Origin of the sequence: Marinilactibacillus psychrotolerans (genome assembly GCF_900101525.1) — a bacterium.
GTDB lineage: Bacteria > Bacillota > Bacilli > Lactobacillales > Carnobacteriaceae_A > Marinilactibacillus > Marinilactibacillus psychrotolerans.
Window position 1 is genome coordinate 77,666 of sequence record NZ_FMZD01000001.1, and the last position, 21,635, is coordinate 99,300.

General features: G+C 34.9%; 21 protein-coding genes, 1 other RNA gene and 1 other annotated feature. Of the genes, 3 read left to right on the forward strand and 19 right to left on the reverse strand.

Going from position 1 to position 21,635, the window contains the following annotated elements:
• Positions 1-334: 334 nt before the first annotated feature.
• The 6 genes from BLT22_RS00360 to gshAB all read right to left on the reverse strand — a co-directional run bounded on the left by BLT22_RS00360 (position 335) and on the right by gshAB (position 9,217).
• On the reverse strand, positions 335-1,216 hold the full coding sequence (locus tag BLT22_RS00360; RefSeq protein ID WP_087058836.1) for a YitT family protein: 882 nt from the start codon (positions 1,214-1,216) through the stop codon (positions 335-337).
• Positions 1,217-1,507: 291 nt separating this feature from the next.
• Positions 1,508-3,955, reverse strand: a complete 2,448-nt coding sequence (gene recD2, locus BLT22_RS00365; RefSeq protein WP_087058834.1) for an SF1B family DNA helicase RecD2 — start codon at positions 3,953-3,955, stop codon at positions 1,508-1,510.
• A 140-nt stretch (positions 3,956-4,095) separates the two neighbouring features.
• Positions 4,096-5,220, reverse strand: a complete 1,125-nt coding sequence (gene mnmA / locus BLT22_RS00370; RefSeq protein ID WP_091759405.1) for a tRNA 2-thiouridine(34) synthase MnmA — start codon at positions 5,218-5,220, stop codon at positions 4,096-4,098.
• 146 nt (positions 5,221-5,366) lie between these two features.
• Positions 5,367-5,708 (reverse strand): hypothetical protein, encoded by a 342-nt coding sequence (locus BLT22_RS00375; protein ID WP_087058830.1) that lies wholly within the window; start codon positions 5,706-5,708, stop codon positions 5,367-5,369.
• 43 nt (positions 5,709-5,751) lie between these two features.
• On the reverse strand, positions 5,752-6,900 hold the full coding sequence (locus tag BLT22_RS00380) for a cysteine desulfurase family protein (protein ID WP_091759408.1): 1,149 nt from the start codon (positions 6,898-6,900) through the stop codon (positions 5,752-5,754).
• Positions 6,901-6,937: 37 nt separating this feature from the next.
• A complete protein-coding gene (gene gshAB / locus BLT22_RS00385) occupies positions 6,938-9,217 on the reverse strand; it encodes a bifunctional glutamate--cysteine ligase GshA/glutathione synthetase GshB (RefSeq protein ID WP_091759411.1) in 2,280 nt (759 codons plus the stop codon).
• Positions 9,218-9,403: 186 nt separating this feature from the next.
• Between gshAB and BLT22_RS00390 the strand changes: the two genes are divergently transcribed.
• From BLT22_RS00390 to BLT22_RS00400, 3 genes are all read left to right on the forward strand, one after another.
• Entirely contained in the window at positions 9,404-10,666 is a 1,263-nt protein-coding gene (locus BLT22_RS00390) for a replication-associated recombination protein A (RefSeq protein ID WP_087058823.1), read from the forward strand.
• A gap of 105 nt (positions 10,667-10,771) precedes the next feature.
• A non-coding RNA gene (gene ssrS / locus BLT22_RS00395) (6S RNA) lies at positions 10,772-10,963 on the forward strand.
• Between the two features lie 139 nt (positions 10,964-11,102).
• Positions 11,103-11,564: a universal stress protein gene (locus BLT22_RS00400; protein ID WP_087058821.1), complete on the forward strand. Its 462-nt coding sequence runs from the start codon at positions 11,103-11,105 to the stop codon at positions 11,562-11,564.
• Positions 11,565-11,616: 52 nt separating this feature from the next.
• Here the strand turns inward: BLT22_RS00400 and BLT22_RS00405 are convergent, their stop codons facing one another.
• From BLT22_RS00405 to BLT22_RS00465, 13 genes are all read right to left on the reverse strand, one after another.
• Positions 11,617-12,804 carry an acetate/propionate family kinase gene (locus BLT22_RS00405; protein ID WP_091759415.1) on the reverse strand — a complete coding sequence of 396 codons (1,188 nt, stop codon included), beginning with the start codon at positions 12,802-12,804 and terminating at the stop codon, positions 11,617-11,619.
• 21 nt (positions 12,805-12,825) lie between these two features.
• Entirely contained in the window at positions 12,826-13,845 is a 1,020-nt protein-coding gene (locus tag BLT22_RS00410; protein ID WP_091759418.1) for a class I SAM-dependent methyltransferase, read from the reverse strand.
• Between the two features lie 308 nt (positions 13,846-14,153).
• Complete coding sequence (rpmA, locus tag BLT22_RS00415; RefSeq protein ID WP_280525125.1) at positions 14,154-14,429, reverse strand: 50S ribosomal protein L27; 276 nt, start codon at positions 14,427-14,429, stop codon at positions 14,154-14,156.
• Between the two features lie 27 nt (positions 14,430-14,456).
• Positions 14,457-14,798, reverse strand: a complete 342-nt coding sequence (locus BLT22_RS00420; RefSeq protein ID WP_091759421.1) for a ribosomal-processing cysteine protease Prp — start codon at positions 14,796-14,798, stop codon at positions 14,457-14,459.
• A gap of 17 nt (positions 14,799-14,815) precedes the next feature.
• Complete coding sequence (gene rplU, locus BLT22_RS00425; RefSeq protein ID WP_091759424.1) at positions 14,816-15,127, reverse strand: 50S ribosomal protein L21; 312 nt, start codon at positions 15,125-15,127, stop codon at positions 14,816-14,818.
• A gap of 44 nt (positions 15,128-15,171) precedes the next feature.
• Positions 15,172-15,247: a sequence feature (ribosomal protein L21 leader region), on the reverse strand.
• 55 nt (positions 15,248-15,302) lie between these two features.
• Positions 15,303-16,091: a septum site-determining protein MinD gene (minD, locus tag BLT22_RS00430; RefSeq protein WP_087056912.1), complete on the reverse strand. Its 789-nt coding sequence runs from the start codon at positions 16,089-16,091 to the stop codon at positions 15,303-15,305.
• The gene (locus tag BLT22_RS00435) at positions 16,084-16,773 is read right to left on the reverse strand and encodes a septum site-determining protein MinC (RefSeq protein WP_087056913.1); all 690 of its coding nucleotides are present in this window, start codon (positions 16,771-16,773) and stop codon (positions 16,084-16,086) included. Before BLT22_RS00435 ends, minD begins: the two co-directional genes overlap by 8 nt.
• Before the next feature lie 73 nt (positions 16,774-16,846).
• Positions 16,847-17,386, reverse strand: coding sequence for a rod shape-determining protein MreD (gene mreD, locus BLT22_RS00440; RefSeq protein ID WP_091759427.1), 540 nt, complete (start codon positions 17,384-17,386; stop codon positions 16,847-16,849).
• On the reverse strand, positions 17,386-18,237 hold the full coding sequence (gene mreC / locus BLT22_RS00445; protein WP_091759431.1) for a rod shape-determining protein MreC: 852 nt from the start codon (positions 18,235-18,237) through the stop codon (positions 17,386-17,388). The genes mreD and mreC overlap by 1 nt, the downstream gene beginning before the upstream one ends.
• A gap of 168 nt (positions 18,238-18,405) precedes the next feature.
• A complete protein-coding gene (locus BLT22_RS00450; RefSeq protein WP_087056916.1) occupies positions 18,406-19,416 on the reverse strand; it encodes a rod shape-determining protein in 1,011 nt (336 codons plus the stop codon).
• 313 nt (positions 19,417-19,729) lie between these two features.
• Positions 19,730-19,930 (reverse strand): cold-shock protein, encoded by a 201-nt coding sequence (locus BLT22_RS00455; RefSeq protein WP_034302391.1) that lies wholly within the window; start codon positions 19,928-19,930, stop codon positions 19,730-19,732.
• 267 nt (positions 19,931-20,197) lie between these two features.
• Positions 20,198-20,887: a RadC family protein gene (gene radC / locus BLT22_RS00460; RefSeq protein WP_091759434.1), complete on the reverse strand. Its 690-nt coding sequence runs from the start codon at positions 20,885-20,887 to the stop codon at positions 20,198-20,200.
• Between the two features lie 93 nt (positions 20,888-20,980).
• The gene (locus tag BLT22_RS00465; RefSeq protein ID WP_087056918.1) at positions 20,981-21,634 is read right to left on the reverse strand and encodes an HAD family hydrolase; all 654 of its coding nucleotides are present in this window, start codon (positions 21,632-21,634) and stop codon (positions 20,981-20,983) included.
• Position 21,635: the final 1 nt, after the last annotated feature.

A 21,635-nucleotide genomic window follows, 5' to 3' on the forward strand; every position in this document is an offset into this window, starting at 1 on the left:
TCTTGTATCATTTATCTATTTTTTTCAACAAAAAAACTGAATAATTCCATTGCTCACAAGGACGACTTTACGCGGTACCACCTTGTTTGCAATGACACTATTCAGTCTGTCATTACCTCTTAAATCTTGTTAACGCCAAGAAACGGTATGATTTCTCATACAAATAAAATTAGGGAGCGAATGATGTGCACTATTGATCCCCTTTCACCTTTAAAAGGACCTCTCTAAAATAGCTGATTTCATCATATATCCTAAAGTTCGAATAAAATGAGTATAGCTTAGTTTAAAAATATAGTCAACCCAATATTCTTTTAGCAATCGTTATTATCTCAATTTAGAAATTAGAATCTTCGGTACTAAACTGTTTGTGTAAAGAGAAGCCACGCCCTAATACTTCGCTCGCACTCATTGCAACTACAAAGGCATCTGGGTCAACTTCCAGCACTGTTTCTTTTAGTAAGGTAAATTCTCTTTCTTGTATAACAACCATTAACATATCTTTCTCAGTATTTCCATATCCGCCACGTACTCCCAAGTTTGTCACACCTCTTTCAAGGGTGTGGAGTACTTCACGTTTGATTTCTTGAGGACTATCCGAGATGATAAATATATTCTTATTTCGATTAAATCCTAATTGAACTAAGTCGATTGTTCGAGAAATCAAAAATAGTGAAATCAGTGAATACATTACAGTTTCAGGATTGAATACCACCAAAGCTAAGAAGATAACAAATCCATCTACTATTACAGTACTAATACCAAGTTGTAAATGGGCAAATTGATATAATAACTGAACAATTACACTTGTTCCACCAGTTGTGGCTTTAGCTCTAAATACAATTCCCAATCCTAGTCCAGTAAAGACACCACCAAAAACTGCCGCTAAAAAGGGATCATGCGTTAAGGGATCTAGATCACCTAAAAACATTAAATAAAAGGGTAGTAATAAACTACCTAAAATCGTTTTGTACCCTGCAGCTTTTCCTAATAATACAAAACATAGAATTAATAACGGAATGTTTACCGAATATTGAAAAATTGCTGGATCAAGATTATAGAGATTATTGGCTATAATTGACAGCCCAGATACTCCACCTGAAACAATATCATTTGGCAGCAAGAATACTTGGAACGCTACTGCTGTGATTAGACACCCAATAACAATATAAACGTAATCTACTGCATCTAACGTAAACCGCTTCGCTAATTTAAACATTCATTTCCTCCTTCAGTAACCTTTGTTCGAGTCATTCTATCATTACGCTTAGCCTTTCAACAACCATGATTGCGCCTTCATGAGTAAATTATCATCCTTAACCACATAATAGACACTTTTTCATTTAATAATTATGGTCTATTACTATTTATTTATGAATTAAAAAACTCTTTACGCCTTGAGAATAGATAGAAGTTCCAGACTAAAAATAACCAAAAGAACCTGTTGAATTAATATAGGATAAGAACCATAAATGAACACTTTTATCTAAAAGTGGTCATTTATTATAATTTATACAGTGTAAGGTGATAAATCTGCCATCCCTACTAAAGGATCTACTACATTTTTTTCAACCATAAGCGGAGTCAAAATATTAGTTTTCTCTTTTTTTGTTTTATATCCTTCTAGTTGATTTGGCGTTTCCTCGTTTACTTTTTCTGTGAAAGCCGTTAATTTACTATCAGATTTTTGTTCAGCTAGCAATCTTTCTTTAAGCGTTGTTTTTCTTAACATACTTGTTGACTGTAAGCTTTTTCTGTATGCATTTTCTTCACCACAGAGTATTAAAAAATGACTCGCTCGAGTAACAGCTGTATAAAGTAAATCTTTTTTCAGCATTCTTCTATATCCATTAACCATAGGCAAAATGACCATATCATATTCGCTACCTTGAGCCTTGTGGATTGAGCAGCAATAGGCTAGCGTTAATTTATTCCATTCATTGCGTAAATAGGTTACCTCATTCCCTTCAAAATCAATAATCAGGTTATCCGTTTTCGTTTCAGATTCTTTAGAAGGAATAATACCCGTAATGATTCCCATATCCCCATTAAAAACATTTCTTTCAGGGTCATTGACGAGTTGAAGAACCTTATCACCAATTCTATAGACATTATCTATAAAGTTAACTTCTTTTTTTTCATTATGTTCATTAGGATTAAACAAGTTCTGCAAATGCTTATTCAATACATTGATTCCTGCCGGCCCTTTATACATGGGAGCCAATACTTGAACTTCTTGTGCAGTATATCCTCTAGAAATTGCTTTAGTCACGACTTGAGTGATTACATCTAAAACTTTCGACGTTGTACATGGGAAAAAGCTACGGTCTTTTTTCTTATCTTTAAAATCATCAGGCAACTGATTTTCTTTTATTTTATGTGCTAACGGTATAATCGAAGAATCATTTCCTTGACGGTAAATATCCTTTAGTTCACTTTTTGGAATAACTTCACTTTCCAGAAAATCTCTCAAGACTTGTCCGGGTCCAACAGAAGGAAGCTGATCTTTATCTCCAACCATAATTACTTGCATATCATTTGGAATAGATTTGAACAATTGATAGGCAAGCCAAGTATCGACCATTGACATTTCGTCAATTACCAGAAGTTTCCCTTTTAAGTTTCGATCTGAATCATCAAGACTTTCTTCATCATCCATTGCTGTTAACCCTAATAATCTATGAATCGTAGAAGCAGGTAGGCCCGTTGTTTCTTTCATTCTTTTAGCCGCTCTACCCGTTGGCGCTGCTAAAAGAATGGGGAAGGCTTCGTCTTTATATTCTGCAGGATCTAATGAAAGATCATTTAATTCAGCAAATAAGTTAACAATACCTTTCAACACTGTCGTTTTCCCTGTACCCGGTCCACCTGTCAGTAAAAAAACTGGAGAATGCAGTGCTTTTTCAATCGCTGATCTTTGAGAATCTCCATATTCGATTCCCATCGCTTTTTCTAAATGACTCAGTTTTTTTTCGACTTGCTTTGAAGAGATTTCAATTTTATCTGAATAACTAAGTAATCGTTCGATTGCTGTAGATACGCCCCATTCAGAAGCAAACAGTGAGGGAATATAAAAACGATCTTCATCTTGGATAATCTCTTGCTGTCGAACTAATTCAATCACATTATCCGCTACTGAATCCGGATTAATAATGAAAGGTCTACTTTCTTCCAAAATTTGTATACTTCTGGTTAGCAAGGGTTTGCTTAAAGCAAAAGTATCCCCTTCGCTGATAGTAAGTTCATGAATGGAATAAAGAATACTTGCTTGTAACCTTTCTGGTGCATCTGCTTTTATACCAATCTCGTCAGCTATGGTATCCGCACGGTTAAACCCTATTCCTTCAATTTCTTTAATTAATTGATAAGGATTTTCTTGAATGATCGATAATGTCTTGCCTTCAAATTTCTGATAAACTTTATAGGCTAACTGATTACCCAATCCGAACTTGTTCAAGGCTAGAATGACTCGCTGCATTCCTTGTTCTTTTTCGAGAACATCCATTATCATTTGTTTCCTTGTCTGATTTAATCCAGGTACTTTATCTAAATGATTTGGATCATCAAGTATCAAATCTAATACACCTTCACCTAGAGTATTGACAATGCTCTCAGCTGTTTTCTTACCTATACCTTTGAATCGGCTGCTGGATAAATAAGAAACTACAGCCTGTCCGCTGGAAGGCTGTTTTTTTGCATAACGATCTGCTAGAAACTGTAAACCATATTTAGGATGATCCGTTAATTTACCATAAAATTGATAAGTTTCACCTTCTGTTACCTGTCCAAAATTCCCTGTAATCACAATTTGCGTTCCATCGTAAGTAGTATTTGTTTCTGACAAATCAACCAGCATGACTTTATAGAAATTAGAAGGATTAGAAAAATAGATCGCTGACACTTCTCCAACTATATACTTCTCTTGGTTTTCTTCTAATTGAAGTGTTTCGTTTTCCATATTTTTCCGCCATCCTTTCGCTCTGTCTATTTTAACGAAGTCTACGTGGTTTTTCTAGTCTTTATATTTAAAATAAATTTATAATACCCATGTAAAAAAGAGACAAATGAACGACCATTCGTCTCTTTCTCTACCTATGATTAAACGTATTGTAGTTCTTTTTCTTTGCTGTAAGCAGCATCAATCGTTCCGCCGCCTATACATTCATCTCCATCATACAATACAATTGCTTGCCCTGGAGTGATTGCACGAGCTGGTTCATCGAATTCAATTTGTGCTGTATTATTTTCTTTATCTAATTGAACGGTAACGCCTACATCCGTTTGTCTATATCTGAATTTGGCTGTACAGTGAAAATTAGTTGGTTTTTCTGAATGATTTGTAAATGAAAAATCACTCGCATCTAAATGAGTTGCATATAATACAGGATTTTCATATCCTTGACCTACATATAATTCATTTTTAGCAAGATCTTTCCCAATTACGAACCACGGTTCATTAGATGTACCATTACCACCGATCCCCAAGCCTTTTCTTTGACCGATCGTGTAATACATAAGCCCATCATGCTGCCCCATTACTTCACCATCTAAAGTCAACATTTTACCTGGTTGAGCAGGCAGATAATTCATCAAGAATGTTTTAAAGTCTTTTTCTCCGATAAAACAAATTCCTGTCGAATCTTTTTTCTTTGCTGTTGCAAGATCTGCTTCTTCAGCGATTCTACGTACTTCTTTTTTGTCCATTTCTCCAAGAGGAAACATAACTTTTGATAGTTGCTCTTGAGATAACTGGTTCAAGAAATAAGTTTGGTCTTTATTATTATCGATTCCTCTGAGCATATGCGTAACACCATTTTCATCTCTAGTTACACGAGCGTAATGGCCTGTTGCTACATATTCTGCTCCTAGTTCCATTGCATAGTCTAGAAAAGCTTTAAATTTAATTTCTTTGTTACACATTACATCAGGATTTGGCGTTCTTCCTTTTTTATATTCATCTAAGAAATAGGTAAATACTTTATCCCAATACTCTTTTTCAAAATTGATAGAATAGTATGGAATCCCAATTTTATTTGCCACTAATGCAACATCTTTATAATCTTCCGTTGCAGTACAAACACCAAATTCATCCGTATCATCCCAATTTTTCATGAACACTCCAATCACATCATACCCTTGTTCTTTTAAAATCAAGGCTGTCACTGAAGAGTCCACTCCTCCGCTCATTCCGACAACGACTCTAGTTTTCGAGTTGTCTGTCATAAAATCACCATCATTTCAGTTTAGATTCTGAACTATACACGAATTGAAGGTTCGTAAGTTTCAGTCTGTTCCATTATACTTACTTAAAGAAAGAAATCAAGCTGTATTAAGGTCTTTTAATACAACTTGATCCCATTATAGTCTTATTATGCTCTTTCTAAAACATTTTCTTCTAAAAAAGTATTAAATATTCCTTCTACCATTGTCCTAGCTTGTTCGTAATTTACATCTTTATAGATATCAATTTTTTTTAATCCATTATTAGAGACTGTTACGATTTTTAATTCAGTTAAATCCTTGGAAATTGTAATTTTTAACTTTGGAGCCGCTTTGTCAGTGACAAGCCTACTTAGCGTTCTTTCATAAATAAAAGCACCATTTTTATTTTCTGAAAATCCATGATCCTTTAATGTGTATCTTTTTGCTTCTGAACTTACTTTATATTTATCTTTACTCCCTAACAATCCATCCATCGGCTTTGTAGCCATAATAAAATTCCTCCTTTTTTGGTTTCATTTCAATATAAGTCAATTACTTTAACCGTTTAATTATTTTTGAAAGTTCAATAACAACTTTATCGATGTCTTTTTCAGTTGTACCCAGCCCTAAACTAATCCGAACTGTTTCGCTTATAGCTGAATGCTCTACTCCAAACATTGCACTCAATACATGACTTGGATCCACGTTACCAGCTGTACAAGCTGAACCTGTGGAAACTGCAATTCCTACCAAGTCTAAATGAATCAACAATCTTTCTGCATCGATTCCCTTCAAATATATACTCACTATATGCGGCAGTGATGAGTCATAAGATCCATTAATTTCTAAGTCTACTCCTGCTTGCTTAAGGTTGTTAATAAGTTTTTCTTTAAGTTTACGATAATAGACATTACGCTGTTTTTTATCTTTCATCATCAATTCAACAGCTTTTTGAAAGCCGATAATTGCGGGGATATTTTCTGTTCCAGCTCGTCTTTTTGTTTCTTGTTCTCCGCCTAGTATTAGGCTAGGTAATTTAATATTTTCTCTGCAATATAAAAAACCGATCCCTTTAGGTCCACCTATTTTATGAGCTGATACTGATAAAAGATCAATATTCATTTCGTCAACATCAATATCTTGAGATCCATAAGATTGTACAGCATCAGTATGAAAAACAACTGCGGGATTGCTGTTTTTTAATATAGAACCAATTTCTGCTATGGGCATAATAGATCCTACTTCATTATTTCCAGACATAATGGATACTAAGATCGTATCATTTCTTAAAGCTGCTTTTACTTGTTCTGCGCTAACAAATCCATCTTTATCTGCTGGCAAGTAAGTCACATCAAAACCCTTTGATTCAAGGTATTTCATAGGTTTTAATACCGCTTCATGCTCGATATTCGTTGTAATAATATGTTTTCCTATAGACTTATATTTTTCTGCTGTTTTTAAAATGGCTGTATTATCACTTTCAGAACCACCACTGGTAATGATGATTTCATTTGAGTTTGCGTGAATACTCCTTGCAAAAACAGCTCTTGCTTCATCCAAGTATCCTCTGCTTTTTCTTCCAAATTGATGGATACTTGAAGCATTTCCAAAAGTAGTCTGCATTGCTTCGCTCATAACTTCTATTACTTCTGGGTACATGGGACTTGTAGCTGCATAATCTAAATATATTGTACTTTCCATCTCTCCACATTCTTTCTATATTCTTCCTGGCTTCGATTTAATACAATTCTGGAAATAGCATTTCTAAAATGTCTCTGGTTAATCTTCTCCCTTTTCCTTCGGTAACAAAAGCATGCATGTGCATGGCAGGATTGAAATTTGCTTCAATTACAGTATAACCTGGATCCTCCGGAGTACTTGGTTTAGTGTAATCAGGAATAATCAGATCGATTCCTGTAACTTTCACTCCCAGTGGCACTGCCATTCTTGATGCAAGTTCTTTATAACTTGAGTGCATTTTATCCGTATAATCTATTGAGTCTCCACCAGTTGAAATGTTTGAATTCTCTCTAAGGTAAACGATTTCTCCTGATTCAGGTACACTGTCGAATGTATATCCTTGTTCTTTCAAAGTCAATGCTTCAACGTTGCCGAACTGTATTTTTTCAAGAGGCGCTCTATGGTTTGTTCCTCTAAGCGGATCCATATTTTTTTGTTCAATCAGTTCTCTGACCGTCTGACTGCCGTTCCCTTTTACATTCGCCGGAACTCTACGCAGTACGGCTTTCACTTTTCCATCCAATATAAAAAATCGATATTCAGTTCCTGTTGCAAATTCTTCAACTAATATGGCTGTATCTTCTTTAAAAGCAATTTCCAGTGCTTCTTTAAAATCTTCTTCTTGAGGAGAATTCTTAAATATCGAAATACCTAATCCATAGTTTGTTGATTTCGGTTTTACTACGACTGAACGATTCTTAAACTTATAATACGCTGCTTTTGCTGCTTCCAATGATTGAAACTCTTCTCCATCTGGAACATTAAAACCTTTACTCTTTAATATTTTTTTCGTTACTGTCTTATTCTCCATGATCCAGTGAGAAATATAGGTATCTTTGGCGGTCATGTTAGCATTTTTTACATATTCTTCATGATTTTTATACTGCAATTTCAAGAATTGATCACTTTCATCCAACACTTCTACTGTTATTCCTTTTTGAAGAGCATCAAACAAGAGTAACTGCGAAGACATCTCCATTCCTTCAAATCCATTCAGTAGATACGGTTTTTCGTTTGCTTCTTGCTTATATTGAGTACCAAGTTTTCGTCCTACTTTTAAATACTGATCGATTGAATCAATCTGTTGGGTTAATCGGCCTGCTAGTGTTTGAGAAGGATCCTCTAAGGCCTCCACAGCCTGGTTAATAACCTCAAAGTATTCAGAGTCAACTTTTAATTCATTGGCTATTGCCCGCATCTCTTTTAAAAGTTTCATTCCTTCTTGATAATAAGCTGGTTTAGCAAATGGATCTTCTGAAGCTGTTTGTTCGTTTCTTTCTGTTCCTTCTTTGATTGCTTCTTTTGCTTTAGAATCTTCTATCCAAATCATTAAGATAGAAAACAGATGAATGAAGCGTGCTTGTTCATTTGTAATTCCAAGTTTACTGTAAGGATTTAAATCGAAAAGACGAAATTCAACATATTCGATTCCTGTATGATTTAACTGATCTATTTTTTTAGCGTTTCCTCTCAAGCGTGCAGCACCATAAAACTCTCGCTCTTCACTTAAAATACCTTCAGCTACTAATTGTTCAATATCCGTTACGTAATGTGCAACTTCATCATATCTAACAATGACATCAGTGGAATTATGATATCCCATCGAACTATTCCGGACACTTCTAACTGGTTTTGTTAAAGGTGTCTCTTCTTTATCTTGTTCAAAAAAAGAGTGATGTGCAAATGGCGCAGCACCATATAAATAAGTCAATATCCATTGATATCTCAAAAAGTTTCTTGCTAATTTTAAATGCAGTTCATTTTTCACTTCTTTAATTGAATCATATTCTGTCTGATGATCAAATACCTTTTTGACAAACTGCTCTGAAAAAGAAAAATTATAATGTATTCCACTGATTAGTTGCTTTTTCTTTCCGTATTTTTCGGCAAGTTTTTCTCTATACGCTACTTCCTTCTGATCGCGTACTCTTACAATTGGAATTTGTTCTGTTTCCGGAAGACAAGCAGGCATGCTAAAAGGCCAGATATACTCATCCGATTTGACTGACCGCTGCATAACATCATTCAATGCATTTAACCATTTAAATGTTTCTTTTAAGGAATGCTCGGGGGGAGTAACCAATTCTAATTGAGCTTCACTGAAATCTGTTTGAATATACGGATGGTAAGAACGGTCCCCTAGTAGTTCTGGATGATCCGTTAGAGCAAGTTTTTGATTGTCGTCTACACGTATACCCTCTTTTTCAATTCCGAAGGTACCTTCTAAAACTGATTTTTCAAGTTTATTCACTTTGATTATATCTTTAATATTCATCATTATTCAAACCTCATCTATGCTTTCTTGGAGCTGATTCAACTTACATATTATCACAAAGTCTCTCATTGAGACAGTATAAGATTACGGAACCTCTTTATAACAACATGCAAACTTACGTTCAAAAATAGAGATTCGATTAATACCATGTTATACTAGTAGTAAGATTACTAGAAAGGAGTCCTAAATTTGAGTCAACCTCTTGCGTATCGAATGCGCCCAACTTCTATTGATACACTTGTTGGTCAGGAACATCTTGTCGGTGAAGAAAAGATTATCTGGCGAATGGTCGAAGCTAAAAGATTATCTTCAATGATTCTTTACGGACCCCCAGGGATCGGAAAAACAAGCATTGCCAGCGCAATTGCCGGTTCAACTAAATATGCTTTTCGAATGCTTAATGCTGCGACAGATACAAAAAAGGACTTACAAATTGTAGCTGAAGAAGCTAAAATGAGTGGAACAGTTATTTTACTATTAGATGAAGTACATCGTTTAGATAAACCAAAACAAGATTTTCTTTTGCCACATCTTGAAAATGGTCGAATCATCATGATCGGGGCAACTACTGAAAATCCCTATATATCAATTCATCCTGCAATCAGAAGTCGTTCTCAAATATTTGAATTATTTCCATTAACAGAATTTCAAATACAATCAGCACTACTTCGGGCAATTGACGATACAGAGAAAGGATTAGGACACTTAAACTTACAAGTGGAAGAGCAAGCTTTGCTCCATTTATCGAGAGGAACAAATGGCGATCTGAGAAGTGCTTTAAATGCATTGGAGTTAGCTGCTGAATCAACCAAGCCTGACGCAGATAAAGTGATTCATATTACCCTTCCTATAGTTGAAGAATGTTTACAGCGTAAAGTACTGACACACGATAAAGATGGGGATGCACATTATGATGTAATATCTGCTTTTCAAAAATCTATCCGCGGAAGTGATGTGCACGGGGCGCTTCATTATCTGGCCCGATTACTTGAAGCCGGCGAATTGCAGATTGTCTGTAGACGCTTAATGGTAGTAGCTTACGAAGATATTGGACTAGCTAACCCTGCTGGTTCCGCTAGAGCTGTAACAGCTGTACAAGCCGCTGAAAAGCTTGGTTTGCCCGAAGCACGTATTCCGCTAGCAAATGCAGTTATTGAACTATCTCTTTCTCAAAAATCAAACTCTGCTATCGTAGCTGTAGATAAAGCCCTATCAGATGTTCGTAATGGCAAAAGCGGCCAAGTACCTAATCACCTTAAAGATTCTCATTATAAAGGTGCAAAAAATCTAGATCGGGGCGTTTCATATAAATATCCCCATAGTTTCCCTGGATCATGGGTCAGTCAACAGTATTTACCAGATTCGTTAAAGTCCGAGACTTATTATCTCCCCAATCCTTCTAGTAAGTTTGAAGAAGCATTAGCAAAACAATATAAGAAGTTTAACACTTGAATTTCAAATAAATAAACGCTTCCTGTTAATATATACGCTCAAATAGTCTTATATAATAAATTATGTTCATTGACAAATTTCATTGCTCATGCTACTATAAAGATAAGATTTCTGAGGTGTACGCGGTGTCGACTACATGTGTTGACCGAACATTTTTATTTTTGAATAGGGATTCTAAAAGGAAAATTTATGACATGCCTTATCACTTGGACGTCAGACATTTTCCTGGTGAAGCCCACCTGCTTATTGTGCGGGTTCAACCAAATACGACAATCAACCGGCACCATCGGATTTCTTATACTTAGATTTTCAAACCACTCTACTTTTGTAGAGTGGTTTTCTACTTTTAATTTATCTTTATTTCTTATTAGTATATATTCTTAAATTATTTCTAGTATAATAATAGTAAGAAAACATTTTAAAGGAGTGGTAAACCATGTTACAAGAATATAGAAGAATATTAGTTGCTATAGATGGTTCCAAAGAGGCAGAAAAAGCATTTCGAAAAGCCGTGGAAGTAGCAAAACGTAACAATGCAGCACTTATACTAGCCCATGTCATTGATACCCGTGCTTACCAGTCATTTTCTACATTTGACGCCTCCATTGCTGACAATGCACGACAAGAAGCCGAAAATACTCTAAAAGAATACAAAGAGTATACAAAAAATGAAGGATTATCAGAAGTAAAAATTATATTAGAATTTGGGTCTCCTAAGGTCATTGTTGCAAAACAAATACCTGAATCTGAAAATATTGATTTGATTATGTTAGGAGCTACTGGTTTAAATGCAGTTGAACGAATTTTTGTTGGGTCAGTTTCTGAATACGTTATCCGTCATGCACGTTGTGATGTCATGGTCGTTAGAACAGATTTAAAAAATGAAACAATTAAATAAAGCAAAAAAAGCATTCTCCAAGATCTTGGAGAATGCTTTTTTATTTAGAGTGTTATTTAAGTTTTTCTACGTCACGAGCAATCATAACTTCTTCATCAGTCGGAACTAGTAATACTTTCACTTTTGAATTTTCTTTAGATATAAAACGTTCTTTTCCACGTACATTATTCTTTTCAGGATCAAGTTCAGCTCCCAAAAATGTTAAACCATTTATAATGTTTTCACGAGTTTCCACACCATTTTCGCCGATTCCAGCTGTGAAGACTATTGCATCTACACCATTCATAGTAGCAGCATATGAACCAATATATTTTCTTACACGGTCTTCAAAGATACGCAGTGCTAATGCAGCATCTTCATTAGTAGCTTCAGCGTCTTCTAAATCACGCATGTCACTAGAGATTCCTGAAAGACCTTTCAAACCTGATTTATTATTTAAAATATAAATCATATCATTGATATTTTTTATACCTTCTTTTTCCATCAAGAACGGAAGTAAAGAAGCGTCAATATCTCCTGAACGAGTGCCCATTGTTACTCCAGCCAATGGTGTAAATCCCATTGAAGTATCAATGGATTTTCCACCTTCAACAGCAGTAACTGAAGCTCCATTTCCTAAGTGACAAGTAATGATTTTCAAATCTTCAATTGGTTTTCCGATCATATCAGCAGCTCTTTCCGCTACATATTTATGACTAGTACCGTGAGCACCATATTTACGTGCATTATGCTTCGTATAATATTCTTTAGGGATGCTGTACATATAATTCACTTTAGGCATTGTTTGGTGGAAAGAAGTATCAAAAACAGCTACGCTTGTGATGTCTGGCAAAATTTTACGGAATGCTTTTATCCCTGTTGCATTTGCAGGGTTGTGTAAAGGTGCAAACTCAGATAACTCTTCAATTTGGTTAATAACTTCATCATTGACTAGTGCTGAATCATCGAAAATCTCTCCACCAGCAACTACACGATGGCCAACTCCGGTAATTTCATCAAAACTTTCAATGATATTTAGTTCAGTTAGTTGTTTTAAAAGCATCTCCACAGCTAATTCATGGTCATTAATATCTAATATATCTTCATATTTTTTACCTTCACCATATTTAATTGTGAAAATCGAATCGTTCAATCCAATACGTTCTACAATACCAGAAGCCAATACTTTTTCTTCAGGCATTTCAAATAATTTCCACTTTAAACTAGAGCTTCCAGCATTTATTGCAATTGTTTTAGTCATTCATTTCTCTCCTCTTTATTTTTAAAATGATTCATTAAACTGAGTTTTTTTCCATTGATTAATTTCTTTTAGAAATTCTTGCATTGCTGCAATATTTTTGAAATCTGGTGTGGTAGCTAATAATACTTCTTTGGCTTGGACCGTATTTTGACCCTTTTTTTGTAAAATCAAAATTGACTTTCTAGACTGCTCTGTCTTAAATATTTCTTTAGGAAGAGTAATCATTCCTTGGAAATATCCGACTTTTTGAATATAGTCTAATAATGACTTAGCTTCTTCTGTTTCAAAAAGATTAGCCGGTACCAGATAAAAGCCAAAACCGCCATCTTTAAGATATCTCATACCTTGTTCAATCATTAAATAATGAGTATAAGAATGCCCAGAATTAAATGATGTTTCATAATCTTTAGCTTGTTCATCAATCGGGTAATAACCTATAGGCAAATCAGATACAACGCTATCTGCCGGATCAATCAATAAATTGCTTAAGGCATCTTGATGAGTTAAATTAATGGTTAAATTCTGTAATGCAGCACTAATAGCCGCTAATGATAATAGTAAATCATCATTATCGATACCCGATAATTGAATTAACCTATTATCTTTTTTCAAAAAATAATAAATTGTATAAAGCAGATTCCCTGTTCCTACAGACAAATCTAATAAATGATAGGTTGTCGTTTTAGGTGGCGCAATGGTCTCAACTATATAAGCCATAAGCGATCCAATTGAGTCAGGTGTCATCTGATGGTTTGGTTGTACATAGTCTTCTCGCATTCCTTTTAATATAGAAAGCTGAATCCCTTGCCTTACTTCGCTAGGAGATATTTCAGAAAGGGCAAGCTGTTCATAGATACTGTTCAGTTGAATTTGACTTTCTTTTGAAGGTTTCCCCTCCAGTACTCGAACAGTCTTGTCATCTAATAAATTTTCTCCTGTTTCAATCAATGCTTCCAAGTAGGAAATATTTAATTCTTCTTTTAAAACCTGAGAAGATTGATCAAGAGTATGGTAGACAGTTTCAATTTTATCTGTCGACACCTTTTGCCCACCTTTCTACATCACTCTACGTATATTCTTATAATTGACTGATTGTGTATTGGAATCGAGAAAATTCGTTTTTACACAATCTGTCAGTTTCCGAAAAACGCATCGTTTATAAGCTGAAATATTAATCTCTTTAACATACTTATTCTAACTGATTCTTAAGGTTTTCTCAAGGAATTTAAGAATACAGAAATATAAAAAAAGAACCAAGACGGCTTTTATAAAAATCCGCTTGATTCTTAAAATAATATCTGATTATCTTGTATCTAGTTTCCAATGAAAAAGTCTTTATCTCATCATTTTTAGTTAGCTACTGGGTATACAGAGACTTGTTTTTTATTCTTGCCTTTACGTTCGAAACGAACAACACCATCAATTTTTGCAAATAAAGTGTCATCTCCGCCTTTTCCAACGTTTTCTCCAGGATAAATTTTAGTACCGCGTTGACGGTATAAGATTGATCCACCTGAAACAACCTGACCATCACCACGTTTAGCGCCTAAACGCTTAGACTGTGAGTCACGTCCGTTAGTAGTAGATCCGCCACCTTTTTTATGTGCGAATAACTGTAGATTCATTTTCAACATTAGAATGCACCTCCATTATTATGAGTTTATTTGTTTAATTTTAATATAATCTGGGGACTCTTCCTGTACACTTTTAAGTGACAACAATAAGCTTTCCAATAAAATCTGAGCAGTGTTAGCTTGGTCTTCTGACTGACTATCCGGAAGCTTCATAGAGAGATACCCTCCCGCTTCTTCATCGATAACAATTGAAGGAGACAGCCCTGCTAATTCTATTATACTATTTATTGTCCCGATACTAAGCGCTGAAACCGCAGCACATACAATATCTTGGCCATATGGTCCAGATTCTGCATGACCTGAAATCTCAATAGAAATGATTTTGTTATTCTTCAAACGATAAAACTGCGCTTGAATCATCTAAATCCTTCTTCCACTTATTTAGTTTTGATCGAATTGATCAAAACTTTAGTGTATGGTTGGCGATGTCCTTGTTTAGAATGAGAGTCTTTTCTACGACGATACTTAAACGTAACTACTTTTTTAGCACGTCCTTGTTTCTCGATTGTAGCTTCTACTGAAGCTCCCTCAACTGTTGGAGTTCCAACAACTGCGTTGTCTCCTCCAACAAACAATACTTCTTCAAAAGTAATAGAGTCTCCAGCTTCTCCGATTAATTTTTCAACGTAGATTGCTTTGCCTTCTTCTACTTTAATTTGTTTACCACCAGTTTTGATGATTGCATACATGTTTGTTGCACCTCCTTATTTAGTAAAGCATTTTTTATGCTTTCTATTGCACTTAGACTCGCCGCCATGAGTGACCTATTCAGTGCTTTAAAACTCAAAAACGAGCGGTTGTAGCTGTGGTGCCTCACAAATACAACATTAATATCTTAACAGACCAGATATAGAACGTCAATCATTATTTATTGAATAACTTTTGCCAGAAAGATTTTTTTTCTTCTTTCAAAGTCATTAATGGTACAGTTTCTCCAAGAATTCTTCTTGCAATATTTCTATATCCTTGTGATGAAATATTGTCCGGATCTAATGCGACTGGGTTTCCTTTATTAGATGAACGAACCACTTCGTCATCTTCAAAAACAATTCCTAGTAATTCTACAGATAAATGTCTGGTAATTTCATCGATATCCATAACTTCACCTTTTTGCATCATCTGTTTTCTAATTCTATTGATAACCAATTTTGGAGATCCAATTTTAGTTTGTTCAACTAATCCTATAATTCTATCAGCATCCCTAATAGCTGATATCTCAGGAGTAGTAATCAGAATTGCATCATCTGCTGCTGCAATTGAATTTTTAAACCCTTGTTCAATACCAGCTGGACAATCTATCAAAACATAATCATAGTCTTTGTTCAATTCAGCGACCAGTTCAATCATTTGTTCTTCATTAATAACATTTTTATCAGCATTTTGAGCAGCTGGTAGTAAAAATAGCTGGTCATTAAATCGTTTATCTTTGATGATGGCTTGGTGCAATTTTGCACGACCTTCTATAACGTCTACAATGTCATAAATAATTCTGTTTTCTAGGCCTAATATAACATCTAAATTTCTTAAGCCGATATCCATATCAACTAAACAGATTTTTTTCCCTTGCAAAGCTAATGCTGTTCCAAGATTAGCGGTTGAGGTAGTTTTCCCTACTCCGCCTTTCCCTGAAGTTATGACGATGGCTTTACCCATTAATTAATCCTCCTGTAACATATCCTAATTCCGGTCTCAAATTTTTGATATCGCTTAGCGGTGATACTCTCAAAATATGTAAATCATCTAGATAAACAACTTCGACTTTAGAAGCGCTCCCGCTTGCCACAATATCTGCTTGTTCAATTACATGAACATGATCTACTATTCTAACTTGGGCATTATAGGAGAAATTAGCTACGACTACTGATTCTTCTTTTCCTTCTGCACCAGCATGTGCGGTCCCTCTTAAATCTCCAAGAATAAAGATACTTCCTGTCGCTTTAACTGTCCCCCCAGGGTGAACGCTCCCCACAAGTACCAGATCTCCTTCAACTTTAATCATTTGTCCACTGCGTACTGTACTAACCTGCAACTTTGTGCTAACTTCATTATGCCATTTCAGTGCCCTATCTATTGTTACAACCTCTGATTCAATATTTTTCACTTTAAGGTTAGACTTATCTTCAATTAAAGCGATTGTTTCGCTTTTTTCTCTGTCTGTAAATAATTTATTACCAGTTTTTATAGTCAATTCTAGAGGTTTATCCGCTGCTGCTTCTTTCTTCAGTGGTTCAATAAGCTTAGACATCTCATCTAATACTGTTTGAAAAGCAGCCGCTTGATCTACCAATAACTGAAATCCATCTTTTGTTCCTTTTAATGTTACAACCTTTTGCAAGTTTTTCACCTCTTTATTAAAGACTGGAATATGATTATGATTATAATGTGTAACCAATTAATGAGCAGATCGTTTATTTCTTAAATCTTATCTCATCTTTTTGAATAACGCCCTGAATAATTTTGTCAATAGGATAGCCGATTAGCAGAATCGCGATTCCATTAAATAAGAGCGTAGCTCCTAGTCTTTCAAGCAAAAATTCTTGAGTGGATATTGCCGTAATGTTGATCGCGCGATATACACCGAAAACAAAAAATTCTGATATCGTTATGACTATAATACTTAAGAGAAAATAGATAATCAAATTAGGTTGAAAGAAATTTTTGAATTGCAGTAAAACATATACAACAATTGTAAAAATAGCCATAAAAATGCCTAAGTATCCAGTGTAATAGCTGTCATATATAAATCCCATCAGTAAAGCAAGAATTATAATATGTCGAAAACTTAAATAAAAAGTTAGTATCAATAACACTAATAGTGTTAAGTGCGGAACAATCATCCCGATGTTGGTAATAAATAACCCCTTTAATTGTGCCACGAGTATGCCGTCTAATAACAGAGCAATTAAGAGCATGAGGAGCGGATAAACAATTTTTTTCCATTGACTCATCACTCTTCCCCGCTTTCAGCTGAACGATCAATTACTGTTACATAACGAATATGTTCAAAATCAGTTGCCGGTTTCAGATAGACTTGTTGTGCAAGCCCATGATCATCCATACTAACTTCGTCTACTGTACCGATCACTAGCGATCTAGGAATTGAGCCACCCAATCCAGAAGTAATGACTTGTTCCCCTTCTGAAATTTCAGCTGTCGATGTAATTTGTGTCATAATCAATCTATTTGTATCGGTATCGTAACCAGTAATCAAGCCATTAATCACTTCTTTAGATAAAATCTCTGCAGAAACTTGATTAGAAGAACCTTCAAGATTAGTCAATAAAACAACTTTAGAGCTGGTAGGATCAGTTTCACTAATTCTGCCAATCAAACCATTACTTGACATAACAGACATCCCTTTTTCCAGTCCATCTTGTTCACCTCTATCAATAATCACTTGATCGACCCATGAATCTGGGTTTCTTGATATAACTGTACCGGAAATAGTTTGAAAATCTTTCAGTGAACTTTTCAATTCTAACTCTTCTTGCATTCTTTCATTTTCATCTCGTAAAACGGCTACTTCAGCTTGGGTTTCATAAATACTATCTATTTCTTTTTTTAATCTTTGATTTTCTTCAAAAGTGTCTTGTAGTTTGTTAATTGACCCAAATATGTCGCTTACTGCATTAACAGGTTTAGAAAAAACTCGACCTGTTACAGCTGTGATATCATTTGTAAACTGCTGAATAAATGTCACTGACCCCGACTGGGTAAGTGATAAAGACAGCAAAGAAACAAATAGAATTACACTTACTAAAAGGACGATCATTTTTTTATTTGTAAAAAATTGATTCAATAGTCACACCTCAAATATTATAGCTCTGGTTATTTTACCATAATTTAAAGCAAAAACGTAGGTAATTCTAATCGAATACTAAAGCTTACTTACCATTATACTATCTATTATCCATAAATAAGCGGGAAAGATAACCTCCCCGCCTCTTTTTCTTATGGAATTTATTGATTATCTACTTTGTTTACGGTATAGATCCAAATGATTCAAAGCTTCTCCAGTACCAATTGCTACACAGTTCAATGGATCATTTGCTACAAATACAGGTACTTCAGTCTGCTCAGCAATGACTTCACTCAAGTGTTTAAGCATAGCGCCTCCACCTGTAAGAACAATTCCTCTATCGATAACATCTGCTGAAATTTCAGGTGATGTATCTTCTAATGTCCCTTTTACAGCAATAACGATGCTATCCACAACTTCTTGAATGGCTTCAGCTATATCAACTGCTGAAATTTCTATTGTTTTTGGTAGACCTGTTAGCAGATCCCGACCTCGGATATCTGTTGATCCTAATTCCTGAGCTGCTTCTATTGAAGCACAACCTAATTCCATTTTTACAGATTCAGCCGTTCTCTCACCAATTAATAAGTTATATTTGTTTCTGATATAATGAATAATTGAAATATCCATTTGATCTCCAGCCATTTTAATTGTACGACTGCTGACAATCCCTCCTAAAGAGATAGTCGCTACATCAGTAGTACCTCCGCCGATATCTACTACCATGCTACCTGTCGGGTCATTTACTGGCAGACCCGCACCAATTGCTGCAGCAAAAGGTTCTTCGATCAGAAATGCTTCTTTAGCACCAGCCATTTTAGTTGCATCAATAATCGCTCTCTTTTCAACTTCTGTACCTCCGCCTGGCACACATACCACAACACTTGGTTTTGAAGCTCTTTTGCCAATTCCTTTACTGATAAAGTATTCCATCATAGCAATCGTAGTATCATAATCAGCTATGACACCATCTTTCATAGGACGAATCGCAACAATACTTCCTGGAGTACGTCCAATCATTTTTTGGGCATCCAATCCAACTGCAACGACTTCACCAGTAGTATTATCTTTCGCAACTACAGATGGTTCTCCTAATGCTATTCCTTTTCCTTCTACATACACATTTGTATTTGCTGTACCTAAATCGATTCCGATTCCTTTATTGTTAAACCAACGCACTTGTTCGTTCCCCTCTCAAAATAAAACATTAAGATCTTTGTTTAACAGTTAGTTATTTTAAATTGCAAAGATTCATTGCTTCATTGTACCTTTTTATCAATTGATTTTCACTATTAGTTTACGACTTTAATTCTTTTTTTATATGTTTGACATTAAACTGATAGAAGATAAATAATTTGTTGCTTTATTCTAACACAGGATATATTGACTAATCTATAAAATATGTATAACAATTTAATATTTTAATATTTATAAGCATTAAAAAACCGAGAGAACGAATACCGCTCTCTCGGTTGAAAATTTTTAAGTTAAATTAAGCTTTTTCTACGTTAGCAGCTTGAGGTCCGCGTGCGCCTTCTTCAATATCAAAAGTTACAGCTTGTCCTTCTTCTAATGATTTGAATCCTTCTTCGTTGATAGCTGAGAAATGTACGAATACATCGTCTGCGCCTTCACGTTCGATAAATCCAAAACCTTTTTCTGCGTTAAACCATTTTACTGTACCATTTTCCATATTACTTTTTCCTCCTCGTGCCGTAAGCACATTCTATTTCACATTATTGCTATAGGTAACGAATCGGAATGTTCTTACACATTACTTTTTTCTTTCCCTAACAAAATGCTAAGTAAAGTATAGCATGGACATTTAAATAAAGCAAGCATTTGCTTGAATCTTTTCAAAAAAATTTAAACTTATTTTTGAAATTTATAAACTTTTCTCTAATGCTTTATCCCAATAATGAATTCTTTTTTTACTAATTGATTTTGACTCTTTTATTAGTTAAATAATACCTTGCTCTTTCAAGCTTACATAACTATTTTCACCTATTATAATATGATCCAGTAGATCTATACCGATCATTTCTCCCGCTTTTATCATCCTTTTGGTAAAAGATAGATCTGCCTCTGAAGGTTCAGGATTTCCTGAAGGATGGTTATGTGCAATGATGATTCGAGCTGCAGCATATTTTACAGCGCCTCTATATATTTCTCTTGGATGTGCGATTGAGCTATTCAAACTTCCTTTAAATACAATTTCTTTTTTAATAATCTCATTTTTAGTGTTTAAATGAAGTGCCATAACATGTTCTTGCTGCAATCCACCAAGCTCATCTTGAAGTAAAGCACCAACAAATGAACTGGATGTTACTGTTCCTTCTTTAATCTGTGAAGCCCTCGCTACTCGATTTCCAAACTCAATTGCTGCTATCATTTCAATTGCTTTTGCATTCCCGATCCCTTCAATACTTACCAATTCTTCTACTGTTACATGTCTTAGCATAAATAAATTATCAAACTCTGATAAGACTTCCATACTTAATTGGAGGACGTTCATTTCTCTAGTACCTGTTCTTAATAAAATTGCCAGTAACTCATGATTTGCTAATGCTTTAGCCCCATATTCAGTTAAACGTTCTCTGGGTCTTGATTGTTCTGGCACATCACTAAATTTCTGTGTAGTAACCTTCATATTGTCTTTCCCCCTTTTAAAATAAAAGAAGGGAGCAATTATCGCCCCCTTCTTACTTATTAAACTTACAAAATAAGTTTCAAAATAATTAAATTAGTTTTCAATGTACTCAATAACTTTGGTTAAGTCCGGTAATATATCTGTTGCTTTCTCTTTAGCTTCTTCATTCGGACTGATTAAATCGGGAATCATAATGACTGGTATTCCAGCAGCATGCGCTGCTCTGACACCGTTTAACGAGTCTTCTAACACTAAAGCCTCAGAAGGAGTTGCTGTAGTTTTACTTAATGCTTTTAAAAATATTGCAGGATCTGGTTTAGAATCCTTAACCTCATCGCCCCCTACTATCTCAGTAAAATATTTTGATAGTCCCGCATTATTTACTAGTTTTTCTACCATATTTCTTTCCGTGCTAGACGCTACAATCATCTCTATATTCTGGCTTTTTAAATACTCTAATAATTTTTCTAAACCCAATTTTTTTGGTAAAGCTTTTTCCAATAAAGCTTTTTCTATATCTATTTTACTTTGTTCAATAAAACGATTAGCAAGATGTTTATCCGTTTGCTCTGAACGGATAGCTGCGAAAAAATCCTTATCACTTGCTCCGATATATCTTTCATAAAAAGGATAATCAAAAGGCATTCCTATAGAGTCTGCTGTTGCTTGGTTAGCGCGGTAATACATCGATTCAGTATCAAACATCAATCCGTCCATATCGAACAAGACTGCTTTAATCTTAGGCATA

Excerpts from the sequence above, each read along its gene's own strand:
- BLT22_RS00465 (WP_087056918.1), bottom strand. The coding sequence starts at position 21,634 with ATGCCTAAGATTAAAGCAGTCTTGTTCGATATGGACGGATTGATGTTT.
- BLT22_RS00405 (WP_091759415.1), bottom strand. The coding sequence starts at position 12,804 with ATGACTAAAACAATTGCAATAAATGCTGGAAGCTCTAGTTTAAAGTGG.
- gshAB (WP_091759411.1), bottom strand. The coding sequence starts at position 9,217 with ATGATGAATATTAAAGATATAATCAAAGTGAATAAACTTGAAAAATCA.
- radC (WP_091759434.1), bottom strand. The coding sequence starts at position 20,887 with ATGAAGGTTACTACACAGAAATTTAGTGATGTGCCAGAACAATCAAGA.
- BLT22_RS00455 (WP_034302391.1), bottom strand. The coding sequence starts at position 19,930 with ATGGAAAATGGTACAGTAAAATGGTTTAACGCAGAAAAAGGTTTTGGA.
- recD2 (WP_087058834.1), bottom strand. The coding sequence starts at position 3,955 with ATGGAAAACGAAACACTTCAATTAGAAGAAAACCAAGAGAAGTATATA.
- BLT22_RS00400 (WP_087058821.1), top strand. The coding sequence starts at position 11,103 with ATGTTACAAGAATATAGAAGAATATTAGTTGCTATAGATGGTTCCAAA.
- BLT22_RS00420 (WP_091759421.1), bottom strand. The coding sequence starts at position 14,798 with ATGATTCAAGCGCAGTTTTATCGTTTGAAGAATAACAAAATCATTTCT.
- BLT22_RS00380 (WP_091759408.1), bottom strand. The coding sequence starts at position 6,900 with ATGGAAAGTACAATATATTTAGATTATGCAGCTACAAGTCCCATGTAC.
- mreD (WP_091759427.1), bottom strand. The coding sequence starts at position 17,386 with ATGAGTCAATGGAAAAAAATTGTTTATCCGCTCCTCATGCTCTTAATT.
- minD (WP_087056912.1), bottom strand. The coding sequence starts at position 16,091 with ATGGGTAAAGCCATCGTCATAACTTCAGGGAAAGGCGGAGTAGGGAAA.
- rplU (WP_091759424.1), bottom strand. The coding sequence starts at position 15,127 with ATGTATGCAATCATCAAAACTGGTGGTAAACAAATTAAAGTAGAAGAA.
- BLT22_RS00375 (WP_087058830.1), bottom strand. The coding sequence starts at position 5,708 with ATGGCTACAAAGCCGATGGATGGATTGTTAGGGAGTAAAGATAAATAT.
- mnmA (WP_091759405.1), bottom strand. The coding sequence starts at position 5,220 with ATGACAGACAACTCGAAAACTAGAGTCGTTGTCGGAATGAGCGGAGGA.
- BLT22_RS00360 (WP_087058836.1), bottom strand. The coding sequence starts at position 1,216 with ATGTTTAAATTAGCGAAGCGGTTTACGTTAGATGCAGTAGATTACGTT.
- rpmA (WP_280525125.1), bottom strand. The coding sequence starts at position 14,429 with ATGAATCTACAGTTATTCGCACATAAAAAAGGTGGCGGATCTACTACT.